The sequence below is a fragment of the Rickettsiales bacterium Ac37b genome, from assembly GCA_000746585.2.
In the GTDB taxonomy this organism is placed as follows: Bacteria; Pseudomonadota; Alphaproteobacteria; order Rickettsiales; family Arcanibacteraceae; genus Ac37b.
Window position 1 is genome coordinate 1,278,317 of record CP009217.2, and the last position, 17,490, is coordinate 1,295,806.

The following is a 17,490-nucleotide window of genomic DNA, read 5'->3' on the forward strand; positions in this document are numbered from 1 at the left end:
TCCCCTCCTATTATAATTATATGGCGGGGCCATCTTTTTCATGGCCTTTAGTAGATTTTGTAATAGGTTCTTTAGATTTAGTATTTTCTATAGTATCATGCACAGCTTTGAGATCTTGTTTATTATCTCTTATGACGTCTTGCATATGTTTGCTTTCTTTAGAAACTTTCTGATAGGCTTCTATAGCCATACTTCCTACTTGTTGAACAACCTCAGGACCATGTCTTACAGCTACTTCGGTTATATTGCTGGAAGCACGAAATGCTGTACCAGCTAAAAACTGCGGGACACTGCTAAAAAGAGCATCAATGGCAATGGAGGGAATAGCTGCAACATATTTATTATCTGTAATATGAGTTACACCAGCTATTATACCAGTAGTAATAGGCGATTTATCAACTCTTACACCCTCACTCTGTCCAACTTTTTTAGGATCAGATTTTTCAATCTTTTGTTGCCATTTAGTTATTACTTCATTTGCAGCTTTTGAAGTATCATCTGTAAAACGTTGGAAAGCTACTTTTACTGAGGGTACTGCCTTATCTATGGCTGTTTCAAGAGCTTTAGCATCCTCTGGAGAAAAACTCATGGCTTGTTCAACGGGTTTTTGTTGCGTCGCGGTCTCTTTATCTTGAATGCGGCCTTTCATGCCTTGAAATGTACCGTATACAATACCTGCTACAGTCCCACCTTTGATTGCGGTTTTCATTGCACCTTTATAGCTTTTAGCCGAATCAATCTCACTTTTTAATATGGCTCTTCCCATAGAAAACATTCTATCTGGAGCTTGTACTAGTTTAGAATGTATATATTGTGCAGTTTGAATCCCTGTTTTTTGGATAAATTCTTTCATGATATATATTCATAATAAAATTATTACATATTATTAATATGGCATTATATAATTAATTATTAATTAAAAATTATTGTATTTATTATTTCTTAATAGTAAATATTTTAATGAAAAAATTAAATGGAAGTATAGTATTTTGCAGAAGAAAAAAGGATTTTTACTCATTTTCGGCTATACTAGCCAATCTAAAGGTATCAATATTTTATTAATTTAACCCGAGCATTTATGATCCAAGTTATGATAAAATAGTTTCCTCATATAAGAAAACTATTTTAAATTTCTTAGTTTTCGCAACTGTTATCTTTGCAATAGCCTACTATCTCACACAGAGATTCAACAACAGAAGAATATTCATTAGTAACGAGTTTTCCATTCACATATTCATAGTGATGTGCATACCCGCCTGAGGGTCCTACATATACAGTATTTGCTGGGCACTCCCTTCCTTCAACTTTCAATACAGTTATTTCTTCGTTTATTTTATAAACTCCCATAATTTTATGATAGGGATATTTTGCTTGTAAAGCAGGATTTTGATGGTGCATACCTTTACTCCTTAGTTAAAATAATTTATGAAAAGAAATATTAAATATAATTAATATATTTTTAATAATTTATCTAATTTTAAACTGACCTATGGATAAATGGGATGAGATTTATTAAGTTTAATTTGAAAGGTAATAAGAGAGCTAATCATATAAGTAAAGAATATAGTAAAAACATTTGAATTTGCGTACGCCTAAGTTCTTCGCTCTCCTGCTATTTGTAGGTTTTGCTTCAATTACGCTAAATATCAATACTCAACTGTATTTACTATAGCTTTGCTTATTTATTTTTTAATAACTAAAGTATTAGCCAATTTATCATGCCATCCTTGCTTTTTTTTAGAAAAAATTATCGCTGTAAATCCAAGTAAGAGTGGTATAAAAGATAAAAAATATCCCAAAAATCTTATAAATAATTGTTTTTTATTAGGTTTATCTAAAGTGGTAGCATCAACAATTTTAAAAGATAGTAACATTTTACCAGGAGTAGCTTGATATTTTATCCAGCATATTATTACAATAATCATAAATAATATCAGCTGAATTATATTACTAATAATAAACTTTTCTAACCCATGATGCGTAATAAAGAAATCATATACTTTTGGATCAGTAAAAAATTGATGCATAGGAGAAAGATTGGCCGCATCATGATGTTGCTCCATATCTTTTATCACTTCTTCCATCATAACCTTAGGAGTATTATGACCATATAACATAAAGTCTAATAATTTAATTACAGGCATCGATAAGAGAAGAACAATAGTCATGTCTATTAAGCTTGCGGTAAGACGTCCCCTTAATCCAGCGTACTTAATTTGTTTATTATACATATAATACCTATAATACCTTCTCTAGGTTAATAATGTAACATCACTCCACCAATTACCGTGATGTTTTTGTATGGTTGTTAAAGCATGTTTTGCCTCTTCTAGTGAAGTAAATAAACCAAAACATGTAGCGCCACTCCCAGACATTCTGCTTAGTATACAACCATTTTGAGAATTTAACACGTTAATAATATCATTTATTTCTGGTACCAGCCTAATTGCGCTTTTCTCTAAATCATTTTTTTGAATTTTTAAAAACTCAATTAATTCTAGAAGATGTAGAAAAGATTGGGGCCGGTTTGAAAAAGGCTTTGAAAATTCCTCTTCTCTTAAATTGTAAAAAACCGCTTGAGTTGAAGTAGCTATAAGTGGATTAATTAATAAAGCATAAATCTTTGGGCAAGTAGTTTCTATAGGCGTAATAATTTCTCCTTTTCCTGAAAAATAAGAATATTTACCATAATAGCATATTGGAATATCAGAACCTAACTTGGCACATATGTTATATAAAGTAAAATCTGTTATATCAAGCTTCCAAAAATTATTTAATAGCTTTAACACAGCGGCAGCATCAGACGATCCTCCACCTAGCCCAGCAGCTACAGGTATATTTTTTGTTAAATGTATATGTGCACCGTAAGAAGTATTGGTATAATTTTGTAAGCAAAATGCAGCTTTTAATATTAAATTGTCAGTTGCAGAAAGACTACTTGAAAATGGTCCATCCATGGTTAAATATAAAGAGTTAGAAGATTTGATAGAGATAATGTCATATATATCATTTGCAAAAGCTACTATGCTTTCTAAATTATGATAATTATTTTCGGTACGAGAAGTAACATGCAAAAAAAGATTAATTTTTGCTTTAGCTTTTAGGGTATTTGTCATAAAAAAATATTAAAATTTTTTAAGAGTTTTACTATTTTTTATTTTTCTTGTTTTTTTTACTTGATAAATCAAATGGCATTGATTCATTAAAGACGCATAATACATCATTACCAAGACGCAACGTAAAACGATTAGCAACACGTTCTACAACTATATATTTACCAGAAACCCGATAATTTACTATAGATTCATTACCTTCAGGATCCACTATAAAGAATGCTGGAATTTCCGTGTTTTTTTCCCTAAATTGAAAATAAGTAAAATCCCTATCATCAAAGATTTTAAGAGGAGAAATATTATTACTGCCGCTAATGGTATAATTAAAATTATATTTTTCTGGCTCGCTTAAATCTGGTTCAGCAGAAACTGAAAAATGCCTTACAACTTCTCCTCCGCTTTCATCTGGATATAAAAATCTTATATTAAACGCTATTTCTGGATCTTCAATATCTTCAGCACTTTTGGCATGCAATTCAAAATAATATACTCTTTTGTTAGTAATAACAGTCATATTAGTAGTAGCATCTGGTTCCATAGGTTTTAGAAAAATACGTTTACCTGAAGGCACAATCTGCCATGCTATCGTATCGCCTAGCGAGATATTATCCACAACCTCGCTTTCAGAAAATTCTATATTTCCTTGATAACCATAATAACCTACATACTTGAAAATATCATCAGGGTTGTAGACCATAACTTTAATTCTACTATCAATGGCCATAGGTTTAGCTTCTCTAATTGCATAAGCAGGTATAGCAGTAATTAGAAAGACTAAACATACACTTAATAGAGATAAAACTGACTTTATCATATCAAACTCATATACCTTTTTTAATCACAAGTTATACCTAGTTAACTTTCACATTATATATATTACTTTATTTCTTGTACATTATAATCAGTGACTAGAAAGTTTAATGGTGCATTTTTTTTCATTATTAGTTCAATATCACTCATATCATACGAAATATTAGCTAACCATAAAGATTTTTCTTCTGATCCGCTATTGGTATCTTTAATTGTTGCGCTAAATTTAACAATTATACTTTGGGCTTGATTTGATACTGCAACAGATTCTATATTTATAGAACGAGTTATATATTGCTGATAAAGTAAGACAGGACTATTAGCATTTTCTAAACTTAAACTATTGTAAAATTGTTTAAAGACAAATTTCGTGGAATTATTTTTAATTTTATTAATTTGAGTATCAATATCTGCATAAGAATAGGATTCACGCCATATAATATATTTAGATGCTAAATATTTTGCTAAAGAGATACTAGTGGATTCATTTGGATATTCTATACTATGTATAACTGAGATATCTTCTGTAAGATTTTGAATTTTGACTAGGATTGGAACAATTTTTTTAAGAGGTAATTGAGTATATATTGCATAGCTAATAAGTAAAAACGTAACTGCTATTATTGCAAATAAAAAAGTTAATAGAGATCTTTCAAGGATTGGGTATATGTACTTACGCATATACCACAATCTTCCATCATGGTAATATTGGCCACTTTTAAGATTATTTAGCAGAGATTTATTAATTTCATCCATAATATAAACCAATAATTATTCTACTATAAATGCTCTACCTAAATAGTTAAGAAATATTTAAGAATTACATTAATATACTAATTTCCCACCATTTTTTCTGGTTTTACCCATTCATCAAACTCATGGTCTGTTAATAAACCAAGAGCAATTGCTGACTCTTTCAGAGAAATGTTTTCTAAATGAGCTTTCTTTGCGATCTTAGCTGCATTATCATATCCTATATGAGGATTAAGTGCAGTAACTAGCATTAAAGAATGATGTAAAGCTGAATTAATATTATCAATATTTGCCGCAATACCATTAATACAATTATCAGTAAAACTAATAGTAGCATCACTGAGTAATTGTATAGATTGCAACACATTATATATAATTACTGGCTTAAATACATTCAGCTCAAAATTACCTTGAGAACAAGCTATTGTAATAGTAGTATGATTGCCCATTATTTGTACGCATACTTGAGTTAAAGCTTCACATTGTGTAGGGTTAATTTTGCCAGGCATGATGGAAGATCCTGGCTCATTTTCAGGTAAATGTAATTCTCCAAGTCCACAGCGTGGCCCAGAACCAAGCCATCTTATATCATTAGCAATTTTCATTAAACTTACGGCTAGCACATTTAAACATCCAGAAATTTCTGCCATAGCATCGTTTGTTGCTAGTGCTTCAAATTTGTTAGGAGCAGTTATAAAGGGCAAATTAGTAAAGTTTGATATTTTTTCAGCAAATTTTTTGGCAAATTCTGGATGTGCATTAAGTCCTGTGCCTACAGCTGTACCGCCTTGAGCTAAATAATATAATCTAGTTAAAGAAGTATTAATACGCTCTATACCATATTCTAATTGTGTTGCATATCCAGAAAATTCTTGACCTAGCGTAATAGGGGTAGCATCTTGAAGATGTGTTCTGCCAATTTTAACGATGTGATTAAATTCTTTCACTTTATTTGTAATAGAAGTATGTAATTTTTTAATTGCTGGCAATAATTTATTATGAATTTCAAGAATAGTTGCAATATGCATTGCTGTTGGAAAAGAATCATTAGAAGATTGCCCCATATTTACATGATCATTTGGGTGTACTGGAGTTTTTGATCCTAAAGCTCCACCTAAAATTTCAATAGAACGGTTTGCTATTACTTCATTCAAATTCATATTAGTTTGGGTACCAGAACCTGTTTGCCATATTACTAAAGGAAATTGATCTATTAATTGATCTTTTAGGATTTCGTCAGCAGCTTGTCCGATAGCAGTACCTACCTTCTTATCTAATAAACCTAATTCTATATTAATTTCTGCAGCAGCTTTTTTTAGTAAAGCAAAAGCATGAATTAAAGCTTTAGGCATCCTTTCTTGGCCAATTTTAAAATTATGTAAAGAACGTTCTGTTTGAGCTCCCCAATAAGATTCAGTTGGCACATCTATAGGGCCAAAATAATCAGTTTCTGTGCGAAATTTATTATTCACCTTTTTCTCCTTTATTTTATTGTATCGTTTAGTGTAAACATTGCTACAGTCTCCTTAAGAGGTACAAAATTTTGCTCTAACCCTAAGGTATTTTCAGTAGAGCCTAAAATTAGTACACCATTTCGATTTAACTGTTTACTTATCATAGTTAAGACAGTATTTCTAGTCTCGGTCTCAAAATATATTAAAGTATTTCTACATAAAATAATATCAAACATACCTAAGCTAGAAGAATCTTCTAAAAGATTAAGGTGTTTAAACGTTACCATAGAACGTATCTTTTCATCTAAAATCCAAGAATCACCATTTTGATTAAAATATTTAATAAGAAGGGTAATAGGAAGTCCACGTTGTACCTCAAATTGACTATATGTACCTGCCTTGGCTTTTTCCAGTACTGTAGTTGAGATATCAGTTGCAATAATTTCAAATTTATAGGAAGATAAGGTTTTATTTTCAATTATGTTCATAGCCACAGAGTAGGGCTCTTGTCCAGTAGAGCAAGCAGCACTCCAAATACGAAAAAGTTTTTTCTCCGGATTCATTGAAATTAGCCTAGGGATGACTATAGTTTGTATTTGTTCAAAGGGTTTTATATCGCGGAAAAAAGAAGTTTCATTGGTTGTAATAGCATTAATTACCTCTGTAATTAATCCTTCATCCTTGTTTATACGAATTTTATTTATTAAATCATGTAAGTTACTAAAATTTAAATTACGTACTATGTTTAATAGTCTTGAATCCACAAGATATTTTTTATCTTCAGATAAAGCTATACCAGAACGTTTTTTTATTAATTTTGTAATAAAATCAAAATCTTCTGTTGATAAGTCCATTGTTAATAAAACCCCTTACTATTGAATATAGTTGTTATATAGCTTGCCATATCATTAATAGATAGTATAGTGCTACAAAGGCCAGCATTTACCACTGCTCCTGGCATACCCCATACAATGCTGCTTTTTTCATCTTGTACAATTACTTGCCCACCCTTTTGTACTAATTTAGTAGCCCCATCTAAACCATCTTTACCCATGCCGGTTAGTATTATTAATAATAAACTTGCCCCATATATATCAACAAGAGAATCAATCATTAAGTCTGCTGAAGGACGGCAATAATTCTTAGGAGGATCTTGATTTATAGCTACACGTATTTCTTCAGATATTTTATGTGCAACCATATGAAAATTTCCAGGAGCTAAATAGATAGTGCCAGGTCTAACTATATTCGTATCATTAACTTCTATGCAGGGTAGTTGAGTTGTATTGCTTAAATGAGTAGCTAAAAAACTAGTAAAAGTTGGGGGCATATGTTGGGTTATAAAAATAGGTATTAAATGCAAAATATTGCTTTTAACAAAGTTTGAGAATAGGATTTGTAGAGCTTGTGGCCCTCCAGTAGAGCTAGCAATTGCTATAGCTTTAGGTATATTACGAATATGTTTTATAGTTGGAATGTCTAGAGTTTTATTCTCTATAACCTCTTCTTGGGCTATAGAAATAGCAGGTATTGTTTTGGCTATATGTTTTACAGAGTACCCTAAAATTTTAATTTTGGTTAATAATTGTTCTTTAAATATTTCTATAGAACCATTGTTAAGTGAAGAAGGCTTTTCTATATAATCTGCTGCGCCCATTGATAGAGCTTGTATTGTAATAGGGGCATATTTTTTAATTTTGGTTAATAATTGTTCTTTAAATATTTCTATAGAACCATTGTTAAGTGAAGAAGGCTTTTCTATATAATCTGCTGCGCCCATTGATAGAGCTTGTATTGTAATAGGGGCATATTGTTTAGTTAGGCTAGAAACCATAATAATTCTTAAATAAGGATCTATATTTAGTAATTTTGGTAGTAAAGTAATACCATCTATATCAGGCATTTCAATATCTAATAATAATACTTCAACTTTAAAACGTTTTATATATGCGAGCGCCGCTTCTCCACTATTGGCAGTTGTTACTACTTCTATTTCTGGATGAGTTTGTAAAATTTTTATAATAGAGCCTCTAATAAATAAAGAATCATCTACAACCATCACTTTAATAGTATTTTTATGTTGCATGTGATTTATACCAACTTAAAGTACACCAGTTTGAATAAATTTATTCTTTACTACTTCTAAATCAAAAGGTTTCATAATGTATTCATTTGCTCCTGCTCCTAAAGCTTCTTTGATTTTAGGTAATTCATTTTCGGTAGTACAAAAAATAACAATTACATGTGACCATTTCTGATGCTTTCTAAATAAATTTAAAAATTGTAAACCGTCTACATTTGGCATATTCCAATCTAGCAATATTACATCAGGGAGATTTTTTTCGCATTCTGATAATGCTTCTTGTCCATCCCCAGCTTCGCTTACTGAAAAACCTAATTCTTCTACTATGCGCCTTGCAAATTTTCTTACCACTTTAGAATCATCTACAATCATACAAGATTTCATTTTTTCCTCTACTTCTATTAATTTAATACTAATTTTTAGTAATAGAATTTAGTAATTTATTTATATCGAGAATTACTATTAATTCTTTAGTACTAGGATAAACCCCTTGAGAAAATTCTTGCCATTTGGGCTCCAAATTTTTAGGATTATCAATAAATTCTGTTTTAGGTAGATTTGCTACGCTGTTTACATAATCTACAATTAAACTGTATAATTCTCCATTATGCTCCACTACTACACTCATAAAATAATTTTGATTCACACACGATTGAATATTTAAAATCGTTCTTATATCTATAACAGTTACAATTCGTCCTCTTAAATTTAAGGATCCTAGAACTTCTGGAGGAGATAAAGGTATATTAGTGATTTTATGGGTTGATAAAACATCCCTTACTACATGTACGGATATACCAAATAATTGTCCACTGATGTTAATGATAACGAATTTTTGTTCATTATCTGAGTTTTTGATATCAAGATCATTGTTTTGAATGGAATTTAAAAAGTTGTTATTCATGTTTTGCTTCAAGTAGTGATTTATTAGTTATAGTATCTTCAATAAATTTCAGTAATTGTGTATGATTAGTTTTATAAATACAAGTTTTTATATTGTTATCTTGTTGCATAAAAGATAGGTTACTTACATGTGTAGATGATAATATTATAACAGGTGCATGATTAATTTGTGCAAAGTTTTTATATGCTATCGGAAGACTTTCGTCAGAAAATTCAAAGGTATTAGAATCTATTATTATTAAACCAAATTTATTTTCAGTTGATAATAACTCTAGTGCTTTTGAGGGATGATCTACAGATGTTACTTTATAACCGTGATGTGTTAGAATAGACACAATAAATTTTCTAAAGAAGGGACTGTTGTCTACTAAAAGGATATTAAGTAATTTCTTTTCTTCGGAGCTTCTATTATATACAGGTGCATTATATTCTTGTCCGAATATTTGATAAAAATATTTGGATACATCAATTAAATCTGTAGTTATGCCTTTAATGATTAGGGTACCTAGTATATTATGATTAGGATCTTGAATGACAGGTGTAAATTGTGGCATGGGATGAGTTATTATATCTATAATTTCTTTTGTAATTAAGCCCATTATTTTATCCTGGGTACTAAATACTATTACTGGTTGTTCTCCTGAATTTGGTATTGTATGATATGAATCTAATTGTGCCAAATACATTAATTCATTATTATATGGAATTAAAGGTCTATTACCGGAATATGTAATTTGGGTTACGTCTATTTCTTCTAGCCTTGTAATAAATTCAATAGGGACTGCTTTCTGTAAGTCATTAAAATCTTTAAATAATAAAAAGCTTGTGATGGAAGAATCTTCTTCATTATTTTGTAGCTCTTGATCATCTAAAGATTGATTGTGATCATTGATATCAAGGTTATCAAGTAATTTTGCTAAACCATTAGGATCTATAATCATAATAACATTACCGTCCCCAAGTAAAGTAGCACCAAAATAGATTGATAATGATCTAAGCATAGGTACCATAGGTTTAACTACAATTTCTTCGGTACCGTGTATTTTATTAACAATAACACCAAAATTATATCCGCCTACCTCGCATATAACTATAAAAACAGTGTCACTGATCTGCTGTGGAAGATGTAATATATCTGATAATAGAAGTAATGGTAAAATAGCCTGACGTAGTCTCAATACTTGCTTATTATTTATATATTCTATTTTATGTTCTAATTTTGGACCTGCTCTGACTATTTCTATAATATTAATTTGGGGAATACCAAATTTTTCATTAGAGCATTCAATGATTAATATAGGAATTATAGCTAATGTTAAAGGTATTTTAATTATAAATTTTGAGCCTTCTCCTTTAACATATTGAAGTGAAATTGTACCATTAATGCTGGATATATTGGATTTTACTACATCCATGCCTACACCACGTCCCGAAACAGAAGTAACATTTTCTGCAGTAGAAAATCCTGGGCGAAAGATATATTTACTAATTTGTTGTTCTGTTAAAGAATTCATTTCTGATTCAGTAAGTAAGGAGTTTTGTAGAATTTTGGCTTTAATTTTGTCTATATCTAGGCCTTTGCCGTCATCAGATACTTCAATAACTATGTGTCCTCCTTGATGATATGCATTTAGGGTAATAGTGCCATGCTCGGGTTTATGGTTGTGTAGCCTTATGCCAGGATCTTCTATACCGTGGCTTGCTGCATTACGTACCATATGTATTAATGGGTCTTTGATAGCTTCAATAAGTTGACGGTCTAATTCAGTCTCTCCACCAAGCATTTTTAAATGGATTTTTTTATTTAATTCTAACGATAAATCTCTAACCATTCTTGGAAACTGTACCCAGGCGTTACTGATAGGTTGCATACGAGTTTTCATGACTTTGTCTTGTAGTTCTGAGGTCAGTATATCTAATCTTTGTATTGGAGTAGAAAAAAAATTTTCTTGATTAGCCCTAGTTAATTGTAAAAGTTGATTCCTGGTTAATACTAATTCACTGACTGTTTGCATGATATTTTCTAGTAAGTTTAAATTGACTCGTATGGAAGCATAACCAGCGCGATGTGTGGGTTCTATTACTTCTTCTGTAACCTTTAAACCATGCATAATAGCATCATCTATCTCTAGCGCAACAGAGGTAGGTAATGTTTTAGAAGAGTTTTGGATATTAGTGTTAGATTGTAAAGATTTTTCTTCTTGTATATTAGTTAGAGGAATAGAATTATTAATTAAGGAATTGAGTTTTAATACTAGTGGCTTGATATCATAATCTGATTCGGTACCGGTTGATTCTATATGGGTCATAATTGTTTTTATGCAATCTACAGCTTCTAAAATAGTGCTAATAACATTCTTATTTGCCTCGATTACTTTGTCACGTAATTTGCTTAGTACATTTTCAGTGGCATGTGTAATAGATTCTAATTTGGGTAGATTGAGAAAACCACATGTACCTTTAATCGTATGAATGATACGAAATATATTTCTAAGTAATTCTTCGTCATTTGGATTAGATTCAAGTTTGACTAATTCAGAATCAAGTTGAGAAAGCCCTTCAGTAACCTCAATAATAAAGTCTTTAATTAATTCATCCATATTCTGTAGTAATCAATATATACATACCATATAAAAATTCTAATTCATACGAGTTAAGATTATATTAATAATTAGTATATTAAATATAAGAAGCTTATATAATATAATAGATACTATTCTATTTCAAAAGAGATACGTCTTTCGCCTAAAGCTATTGTTAAATTAGTATTGGTAGATTGTATTAGTTTACTCAGTAAATAGACATTGATATTTTTAGTATTTATAGTTACATCTGCAAAATTATTTTGTAGAATTTGTATTGCAGTAGTATCACATTTTAATGTTTCTCCTTCGCCAATTATACTAGCTTTTTTGCCATTGGATAGTTTTTCTAAATGAATTGAAATAGTACCTCCACGGATTAACATAAGGCCTGTAATATGTATGAGATTTAAGATAGCTTTAGCAAATTTATGATTTATGATAATACCAGGTATTGTCATATTTTCATCTGTCCATATAATTTTTACTTTTTGCTCAGCAAAAAAGTTTTTGGCAAGCATGCGTAATTCACCTAAATTAGCTTCTCCTATACTAGGGCTAATTCCATATAGTTGCCTAAAAAATTGTAAGCGTATTACAGCTTGGTAGGTGCTAGTTTCTATTAATTTTACAGCTCTTTCTCGCATGGACTGGTTTTCTTCTTGAAAGAATTCAAAACCATTGTGTATTGCGCCTATAGGTCCTGATAAATCATGGCACATTTTTGCAACCAGTAATTCAGTTGTTTCTAAATCATTTAACATATCTTGTATACCATTTTTATTATTATGCTAATTGAAAATATATTATGGTTATTAATAAAACATTAACATTTTATATTATAAGTTCTAAATAATTTTCTAGTTTTTGCTATTTTAGTTAATAGTAAAAGAGCAAAAATTTGTTCATATTTCTAAATTTAAGCTTCAATATTATATTATACTAGTTTTTAAAAACACTATAGTGAAAATATTTGAACTAGTATACTTAGTTAGTGCTGTATTATCCTACTGTTTATAAGTTTTGTTTATCGCTCTAAGGAATCAATGATCAACTGTTTTCACTGATATAGTAAATTGGTTTGAATCCGGTACGCAGTTATAGCTGTGGCAATTTAAATGTTACTTTGTTGTTCGTTGCTCATGTAGTATTTCTATGCTTCGCGCCTCACGCCTTCTATTATTTTAAATTGCCTTTGCTATAGCTCAAAGCTTTCCTACTATTTCTACGTTTCGCTCTATCGCTCCTTGTCTCAACTACAACTGAAAAAACTATATAAGAATGCAACACATTTTGTAGTCTCGTATAATGTAAGCGTAGTGTATTATAATTTTTTCATATAAGATATGAAAAAATATTAATAAATTATTATCTTAAGAGGTGTAGTCAGATGGGATTTAGTCAAATTATTAAGAATTTATGTATAAATATTCCAGGATTTGGTTATAAAAAATTGGATAAATCAGATGAATCAATAGAATTATTGGCTAGAGTAAATAAAAATTTTGGCGTGGCGTCCGATAGAATTAATGTACAATATCAATATGAAGATGAAGATATTAGTAAGTTAATCTCTTACTATTATAGCAGAAGCTAGTGTAATAGGAGTAAAAATACATCATTTGCCTGCAATTAAGGTTACTTTATTAAAAGATATTTTATTGAGTAAAATGAAGTCTGATGCAGGTTTTTTCCCTGGGAAATTAATATGTGTTCTTAATATAGAAGGTAACCATTGGACTGGAATAGTAATAGAACAACAGAATAGCACAACCGAATATGTAATAACATATATAGATCCTTTGGACAAAAGTGTCTCTATATCAACTGAAATAAAGGATATTCTTAATAATATCTTAGATCCTGACAATGAAGGTGTGATAAAATTCCAAAACTTTTCTCAAATATGGGCACAACCAGTTGGAACTGTAGCTTGTGGTCCTTATCTTTGTGAAAATTTAAGGCGTTATATTTGTAATTCAGATTTAAACGTAGAGAATCCTGGTGAAGTAGTGCTAAGAGCAAAGCATATTAGTATGTTAGGTAAGGATTTTGAGGAAACTCAATTTACTAACAAATCAAAACCAACATATAATTTAAATAGTAATCTAGAACTTAATATAGATCAAAGAAAGCAGGTTATGGAATTAAGTAGAATATGTGCCGAAGTTGAAGACGAACTACTTAAGGAAGAGTTAGGAAATTTATTTATAAATCAAGATGAAGAGACTATTGATTTTCTTGACAGAATAAGATGCTCACTTGATAAATATTATAGCAGCACTCAAATATTAGCTAGAAATGATCAAGACAGATTAAATAAATTTCTAGAGATAGTGGGTATTGTGCGTGGTAAGCCTTTAAAGGTGGATATAAGTATTCTTGAAGAATTAGGTATATACCTTAAGGCTCAAAGATTTGCGTTACTTTCTAAATCAACGGCAGAAATTCGTCAAGAAGGTATAAAAAGAGAGCAAATTATCAAGGAGAAAATTAGTAATAATGAGGATCTGAGGTTAATTATAGCTATGTGTAGACAAGCTGCATGTTTATATACTCTGTTCTCAAAGCAATATAGTAATGAAATTGATATAAATAAAGCTAAGGCAAAAGAATGGTGTAAACTTATAGGTCAAAGTAACTTTAATAAGCTTATACAAAAATATTCAATTAAATTTGATGATTTTGTAGAATATACACATTACTTACAAATAAAATTGGCAGAAGAATTAGGAGAAAATAAAAATATTAATGGTATAGCAAAGATATATGTTGGTATAGGTGTTTTAGGGGACTTCCATAAAAATAAAGGTTTTAAGATTAATGAAGTATTTAAGGGATGTCCTGCTGAAAAAGTAGGTTTACGTAAGGGTGATATTATTACATCTGTATATTATGGAGATCAAAAGATTTCTATGTTGAGCTTGGATCCTAGGAAAGCTTTATCTTATATAAGAGGGGAATTAGGTGACAAGTTAAAGCTAGAAATTAAACGTAATAATGCCATGGAGATAGTAGGCAAAGATGTATATGTTGCAAGAGATACTATTCATTCAGAATATAAAATATTACATAATTACGTAAAACATGCATATGTAAAAGGGAAAGTGCCTAAATATATACAAAAATTTCAAACTACAGAAGCAACATTACAAGATGGAATAAAAATATTACAAGAAATATATGAAAATGTTAGTAATAATAAAGAAAAATACTATAATCTTACAGAGGATGAAAAAAAACTAGGAACATATACTCGTAAAACAATAAAACAAATTATTTATGATGAAAAATATGTTCATAAAGGGGAAAATTATACTTCTTTAATTAATAGAGAAAGATCAGGAAATATATATGGTAGAACAACATAGCGTGACTTCTGAAATATTACGTAAAATTTTACATTTATCTTTTATTATAGTACCTATATCTTATTACTTTTTTAGTAAAGAAGAAATGTTTCCTGTGATTATGGTACTTACAATATTGGTATTAGTAGTGGATTTAGCTAGACACTTTAATGATAAATTACAATTTATACTATATAGATATTTTGCTAAATTTGCGCGTATCTCAGAAGCGAGAAGCCTAACTGGTGCGAGTTTTATGATGATCGCTTCTGTATTAGTTATTGGTTTGTTTCCAAAGGTTATTGCGATTACATCTTTATCAATACTAGTAATATCAGATAGTTTAGCAGCGTTAGTAGGTAAATATTTTGGTCGTATTAGGCTTGGTAATAAAACTTTAGAAGGTAGTTTAACTTTTTTCTTTTCCGGGATAACCATAGTATTTATAATTAGCAAAATGTTTAATGAAAATTTAGATTTTATCTTATATGGTACTATAGCGGTATTTGGGGCAACCTTTGTTGAATTTTTTTCTAAAGGCTTTAAAATTGATGATAATTTATCTATACCTTTAACCATTGCAATTATATTTGAACTATTAGTTAGGTAATGTTGTGTATTTTTCAGAAAGTTTTATAGAAAAAATACGTGAGCGTTTTAGATTATCTGAAATTATATCCAGAAAAGTTAAATTATCTCGTAAAGGAAATGAATATTTAGGTTTGTGTCCTTTTCATTCTGAGAAAACACCTTCTTTTACGGTGAATGATGAAAAGAATTTTTATCATTGTTTTGGGTGTGGGGCGCATGGTGATGTTATTAAATTTATTGGTGATACATCTAATTTAAATTTTGTAGAAGTGATTACCTCTCTAGCAGAAGAAGCTGGCTTCAGTATAGAATATAATAAATCACAATTAGAATATCACAATTATACTAAAGACTTATATCAAGCTTTACAACTTGCATGTAATTATTTTCAAAATCAATTATTTTCTACTGTTGGCAAAGAGGCATATTCATATTTACAGCATAGAAATATAAATACTACATATATTAAAAAGTTTTTATTAGGATATGCCCCAGGTGAGTCATATAAATTAAAAGAGTTTTTATTAAGTCAGGGCATTAGTAATGAACTGATGATTAAAGCTGGTTTAATGGTGCATGGCAGTAATAACGATATATATAGTAGATTTAGAAATAGATTGATATTTCCCATTAGTGATTATAAAGGCCGTATAATAGGATTTGGTGGACGTGCGCTTAGTAACGAAGTGATGCCTAAATATTTGAATTCATCAGAAACTGATGTATTTAAAAAAAGTGAAATTCTATATGGATTGAATTTTGCTAAAGAAGCTTCTAATAAATCAGGCAAAATTATAGTGGTAGAAGGATATATGGATTGTATATCGATGAATATCGCTGGTATAGAAGAAGTTGTTGCAAGTTTAGGAACTGCTATTAATAAAGAGCATATTCTCAATCTTTGGAAGTACAGCAAAGTACCTGTGATTTGCTTGGATGGAGATAGAGCAGGTAGGCAGGCAATGTTAAGGGTAGCAGAAAATATAATGCCTATATTAAAGCCAGGATATTCAGTAGATTTTGTGTTATTAACAATGGGTAAGGACCCTGATGAATTAATTAAGAATTATGGTAAAGACGCTATGTTACGTAGCTTAGAATCTACTATTACACTTTCAGATTTTATATGGCAAGAATCAATTAGAGAGCTTTCATCAGCTCTGATTCCGGAGCAACGTGCTTTATTAGAAAAGCACTTAGAAAATATAGTAAACAAAATCCGAGATAATACTGTTGCACATTATTACAGACAATATTTTAAAAATAAATTATGGGAATATTTTAAAAAAAGTAAAATAAAACAAGTCGATATTAATCAGGAGCAAATAAATAGAATTAAATTGAATACTGTACAAGATATATCTTCTATCCAGCTATTACAGCAATTATTAGTTGCAATTACAGTCAAATATCCTGAAATATTAAGTAACGATCAAGCAAAAGAAGAGTTCATTTCCATGGATTTTGGTGATGAAAAACTTGATAAATTACGTACTTTAATTTTAAATAGTAAGGAATTAAACATAATAGATAGTACAATTCTCCACTCTTACCTTGAAAAAAACACATATAATGATGAAATGAATTTTTTATATGGACATTATAAAACAATAAGTTATATAGTGAATGGTTTTAATACATGTATAGATATGTGGAATTATAATATAAAAAAATACCATATTGCTTTACTTGAACAAGAATACCAAGATGTATTAAGATGTATGACTGAAAGTTCTGTATCGATAGCGTCTGCGCTAAAAGCGCAAATAATTTATGCAAAAAAACATCTGAATAAGATGGAGCAGTCTTTGCAACATAATGATTATTAGTAGTTTTAAAAATTAATTAATG

The 17,490-nt window shown here is 29.8% G+C and carries 17 protein-coding genes; 4 read left to right on the plus strand and 13 right to left on the minus strand.

Features of this window, described 5'->3' with window-relative positions; genetic code table 11:
* Positions 1-16: 16 nt before the first annotated feature.
* The 13 genes from NOVO_06470 to NOVO_06530 form a co-directional block, all read right to left on the minus strand.
* A complete protein-coding gene (locus tag NOVO_06470; protein ID AIL65644.1) occupies positions 17-853 on the minus strand; it encodes a hypothetical protein in 837 nt (278 codons plus the stop codon).
* Positions 854-1,134: 281 nt separating this feature from the next.
* Complete coding sequence (locus tag NOVO_06475) at positions 1,135-1,398, minus strand: hypothetical protein (GenBank protein AIL65645.1); 264 nt, start codon at positions 1,396-1,398, stop codon at positions 1,135-1,137.
* Positions 1,399-1,682: 284 nt separating this feature from the next.
* The gene (locus tag NOVO_06480; GenBank protein AIL65646.1) at positions 1,683-2,231 is read right to left on the minus strand and encodes an RDD family protein; all 549 of its coding nucleotides are present in this window, start codon (positions 2,229-2,231) and stop codon (positions 1,683-1,685) included.
* Between the two features lie 21 nt (positions 2,232-2,252).
* The gene (ispE, locus tag NOVO_06485; protein ID AIL65647.1) at positions 2,253-3,116 is read right to left on the minus strand and encodes a 4-diphosphocytidyl-2-C-methyl-D-erythritol kinase; all 864 of its coding nucleotides are present in this window, start codon (positions 3,114-3,116) and stop codon (positions 2,253-2,255) included.
* A gap of 31 nt (positions 3,117-3,147) precedes the next feature.
* Complete coding sequence (gene virB9_2 / locus NOVO_06490) at positions 3,148-3,927, minus strand: Type IV secretion system protein virB9 (GenBank protein ID AIL65648.1); 780 nt, start codon at positions 3,925-3,927, stop codon at positions 3,148-3,150.
* 62 nt (positions 3,928-3,989) lie between these two features.
* A complete protein-coding gene (gene virB8_2 / locus NOVO_06495; protein ID AIL65649.1) occupies positions 3,990-4,679 on the minus strand; it encodes a Type IV secretion system protein virB8 in 690 nt (229 codons plus the stop codon).
* Between the two features lie 77 nt (positions 4,680-4,756).
* The gene (gene fumC / locus NOVO_06500; protein ID AIL65650.1) at positions 4,757-6,148 is read right to left on the minus strand and encodes a Fumarate hydratase class II; all 1,392 of its coding nucleotides are present in this window, start codon (positions 6,146-6,148) and stop codon (positions 4,757-4,759) included.
* 11 nt (positions 6,149-6,159) lie between these two features.
* The gene (gene cheR / locus NOVO_06505) at positions 6,160-6,984 is read right to left on the minus strand and encodes a Chemotaxis protein methyltransferase (protein AIL65651.1); all 825 of its coding nucleotides are present in this window, start codon (positions 6,982-6,984) and stop codon (positions 6,160-6,162) included.
* Between the two features lie 2 nt (positions 6,985-6,986).
* Positions 6,987-8,216, minus strand: a complete 1,230-nt coding sequence (gene cheB / locus NOVO_06510; GenBank protein AIL65652.1) for a Chemotaxis response regulator protein-glutamate methylesterase — start codon at positions 8,214-8,216, stop codon at positions 6,987-6,989.
* A gap of 15 nt (positions 8,217-8,231) precedes the next feature.
* On the minus strand, positions 8,232-8,597 hold the full coding sequence (gene cheY_2, locus NOVO_06515) for a Chemotaxis protein CheY (GenBank protein ID AIL65653.1): 366 nt from the start codon (positions 8,595-8,597) through the stop codon (positions 8,232-8,234).
* A gap of 28 nt (positions 8,598-8,625) precedes the next feature.
* Positions 8,626-9,117 (minus strand): Chemotaxis protein CheW, encoded by a 492-nt coding sequence (locus NOVO_06520; protein AIL65654.1) that lies wholly within the window; start codon positions 9,115-9,117, stop codon positions 8,626-8,628.
* The gene (cheA, locus tag NOVO_06525; GenBank protein ID AIL65655.1) at positions 9,110-11,716 is read right to left on the minus strand and encodes a Chemotaxis protein CheA; all 2,607 of its coding nucleotides are present in this window, start codon (positions 11,714-11,716) and stop codon (positions 9,110-9,112) included. Before cheA ends, NOVO_06520 begins: the two co-directional genes overlap by 8 nt.
* A gap of 113 nt (positions 11,717-11,829) precedes the next feature.
* Complete coding sequence (locus NOVO_06530; GenBank protein AIL65656.1) at positions 11,830-12,462, minus strand: hypothetical protein; 633 nt, start codon at positions 12,460-12,462, stop codon at positions 11,830-11,832.
* A 626-nt stretch (positions 12,463-13,088) separates the two neighbouring features.
* Between NOVO_06530 and NOVO_06535 the strand changes: the two genes are divergently transcribed.
* Genes NOVO_06535 through dnaG form a run of 4 tightly spaced genes read left to right on the plus strand, consistent with a single transcriptional unit; the run spans position 13,089 to position 17,468 of the window.
* The gene (locus tag NOVO_06535) at positions 13,089-13,295 is read left to right on the plus strand and encodes a hypothetical protein (protein AIL65657.1); all 207 of its coding nucleotides are present in this window, start codon (positions 13,089-13,091) and stop codon (positions 13,293-13,295) included.
* A gap of 25 nt (positions 13,296-13,320) precedes the next feature.
* Complete coding sequence (locus tag NOVO_06540; GenBank protein AIL65658.1) at positions 13,321-15,069, plus strand: hypothetical protein; 1,749 nt, start codon at positions 13,321-13,323, stop codon at positions 15,067-15,069.
* Positions 15,053-15,658 (plus strand): Cytidylyltransferase family protein, encoded by a 606-nt coding sequence (locus NOVO_06545; GenBank protein ID AIL65659.1) that lies wholly within the window; start codon positions 15,053-15,055, stop codon positions 15,656-15,658. The genes NOVO_06540 and NOVO_06545 overlap by 17 nt, the downstream gene beginning before the upstream one ends.
* Before the next feature lie 4 nt (positions 15,659-15,662).
* Positions 15,663-17,468, plus strand: coding sequence for a DNA primase (dnaG, locus tag NOVO_06550; GenBank protein ID AIL65660.1), 1,806 nt, complete (start codon positions 15,663-15,665; stop codon positions 17,466-17,468).
* The last annotated feature ends 22 nt before the right edge of the window (positions 17,469-17,490 follow it).

Bases quoted from the DNA above. Each gene is read 5' to 3' on its own strand.
- NOVO_06470 (AIL65644.1), bottom strand. From the start codon at position 853: ATGAAAGAATTTATCCAAAAAACAGGGATTCAAACTGCACAATATATA.
- NOVO_06475 (AIL65645.1), bottom strand. From the start codon at position 1,398: ATGCACCATCAAAATCCTGCTTTACAAGCAAAATATCCCTATCATAAA.
- NOVO_06480 (AIL65646.1), bottom strand. From the start codon at position 2,231: ATGTATAATAAACAAATTAAGTACGCTGGATTAAGGGGACGTCTTACC.
- ispE (AIL65647.1), bottom strand. From the start codon at position 3,116: ATGACAAATACCCTAAAAGCTAAAGCAAAAATTAATCTTTTTTTGCAT.
- virB9_2 (AIL65648.1), bottom strand. From the start codon at position 3,927: ATGATAAAGTCAGTTTTATCTCTATTAAGTGTATGTTTAGTCTTTCTA.
- virB8_2 (AIL65649.1), bottom strand. From the start codon at position 4,679: ATGGATGAAATTAATAAATCTCTGCTAAATAATCTTAAAAGTGGCCAA.
- cheR (AIL65651.1), bottom strand. From the start codon at position 6,984: ATGGACTTATCAACAGAAGATTTTGATTTTATTACAAAATTAATAAAA.
- cheB (AIL65652.1), bottom strand. From the start codon at position 8,216: ATGCAACATAAAAATACTATTAAAGTGATGGTTGTAGATGATTCTTTA.
- cheY_2 (AIL65653.1), bottom strand. From the start codon at position 8,597: ATGAAATCTTGTATGATTGTAGATGATTCTAAAGTGGTAAGAAAATTT.
- NOVO_06520 (AIL65654.1), bottom strand. From the start codon at position 9,117: ATGAATAACAACTTTTTAAATTCCATTCAAAACAATGATCTTGATATC.
- cheA (AIL65655.1), bottom strand. From the start codon at position 11,716: ATGGATGAATTAATTAAAGACTTTATTATTGAGGTTACTGAAGGGCTT.
- NOVO_06530 (AIL65656.1), bottom strand. From the start codon at position 12,462: ATGTTAAATGATTTAGAAACAACTGAATTACTGGTTGCAAAAATGTGC.
- NOVO_06535 (AIL65657.1), top strand. From the start codon at position 13,089: ATGGGATTTAGTCAAATTATTAAGAATTTATGTATAAATATTCCAGGA.
- NOVO_06545 (AIL65659.1), top strand. From the start codon at position 15,053: ATGGTAGAACAACATAGCGTGACTTCTGAAATATTACGTAAAATTTTA.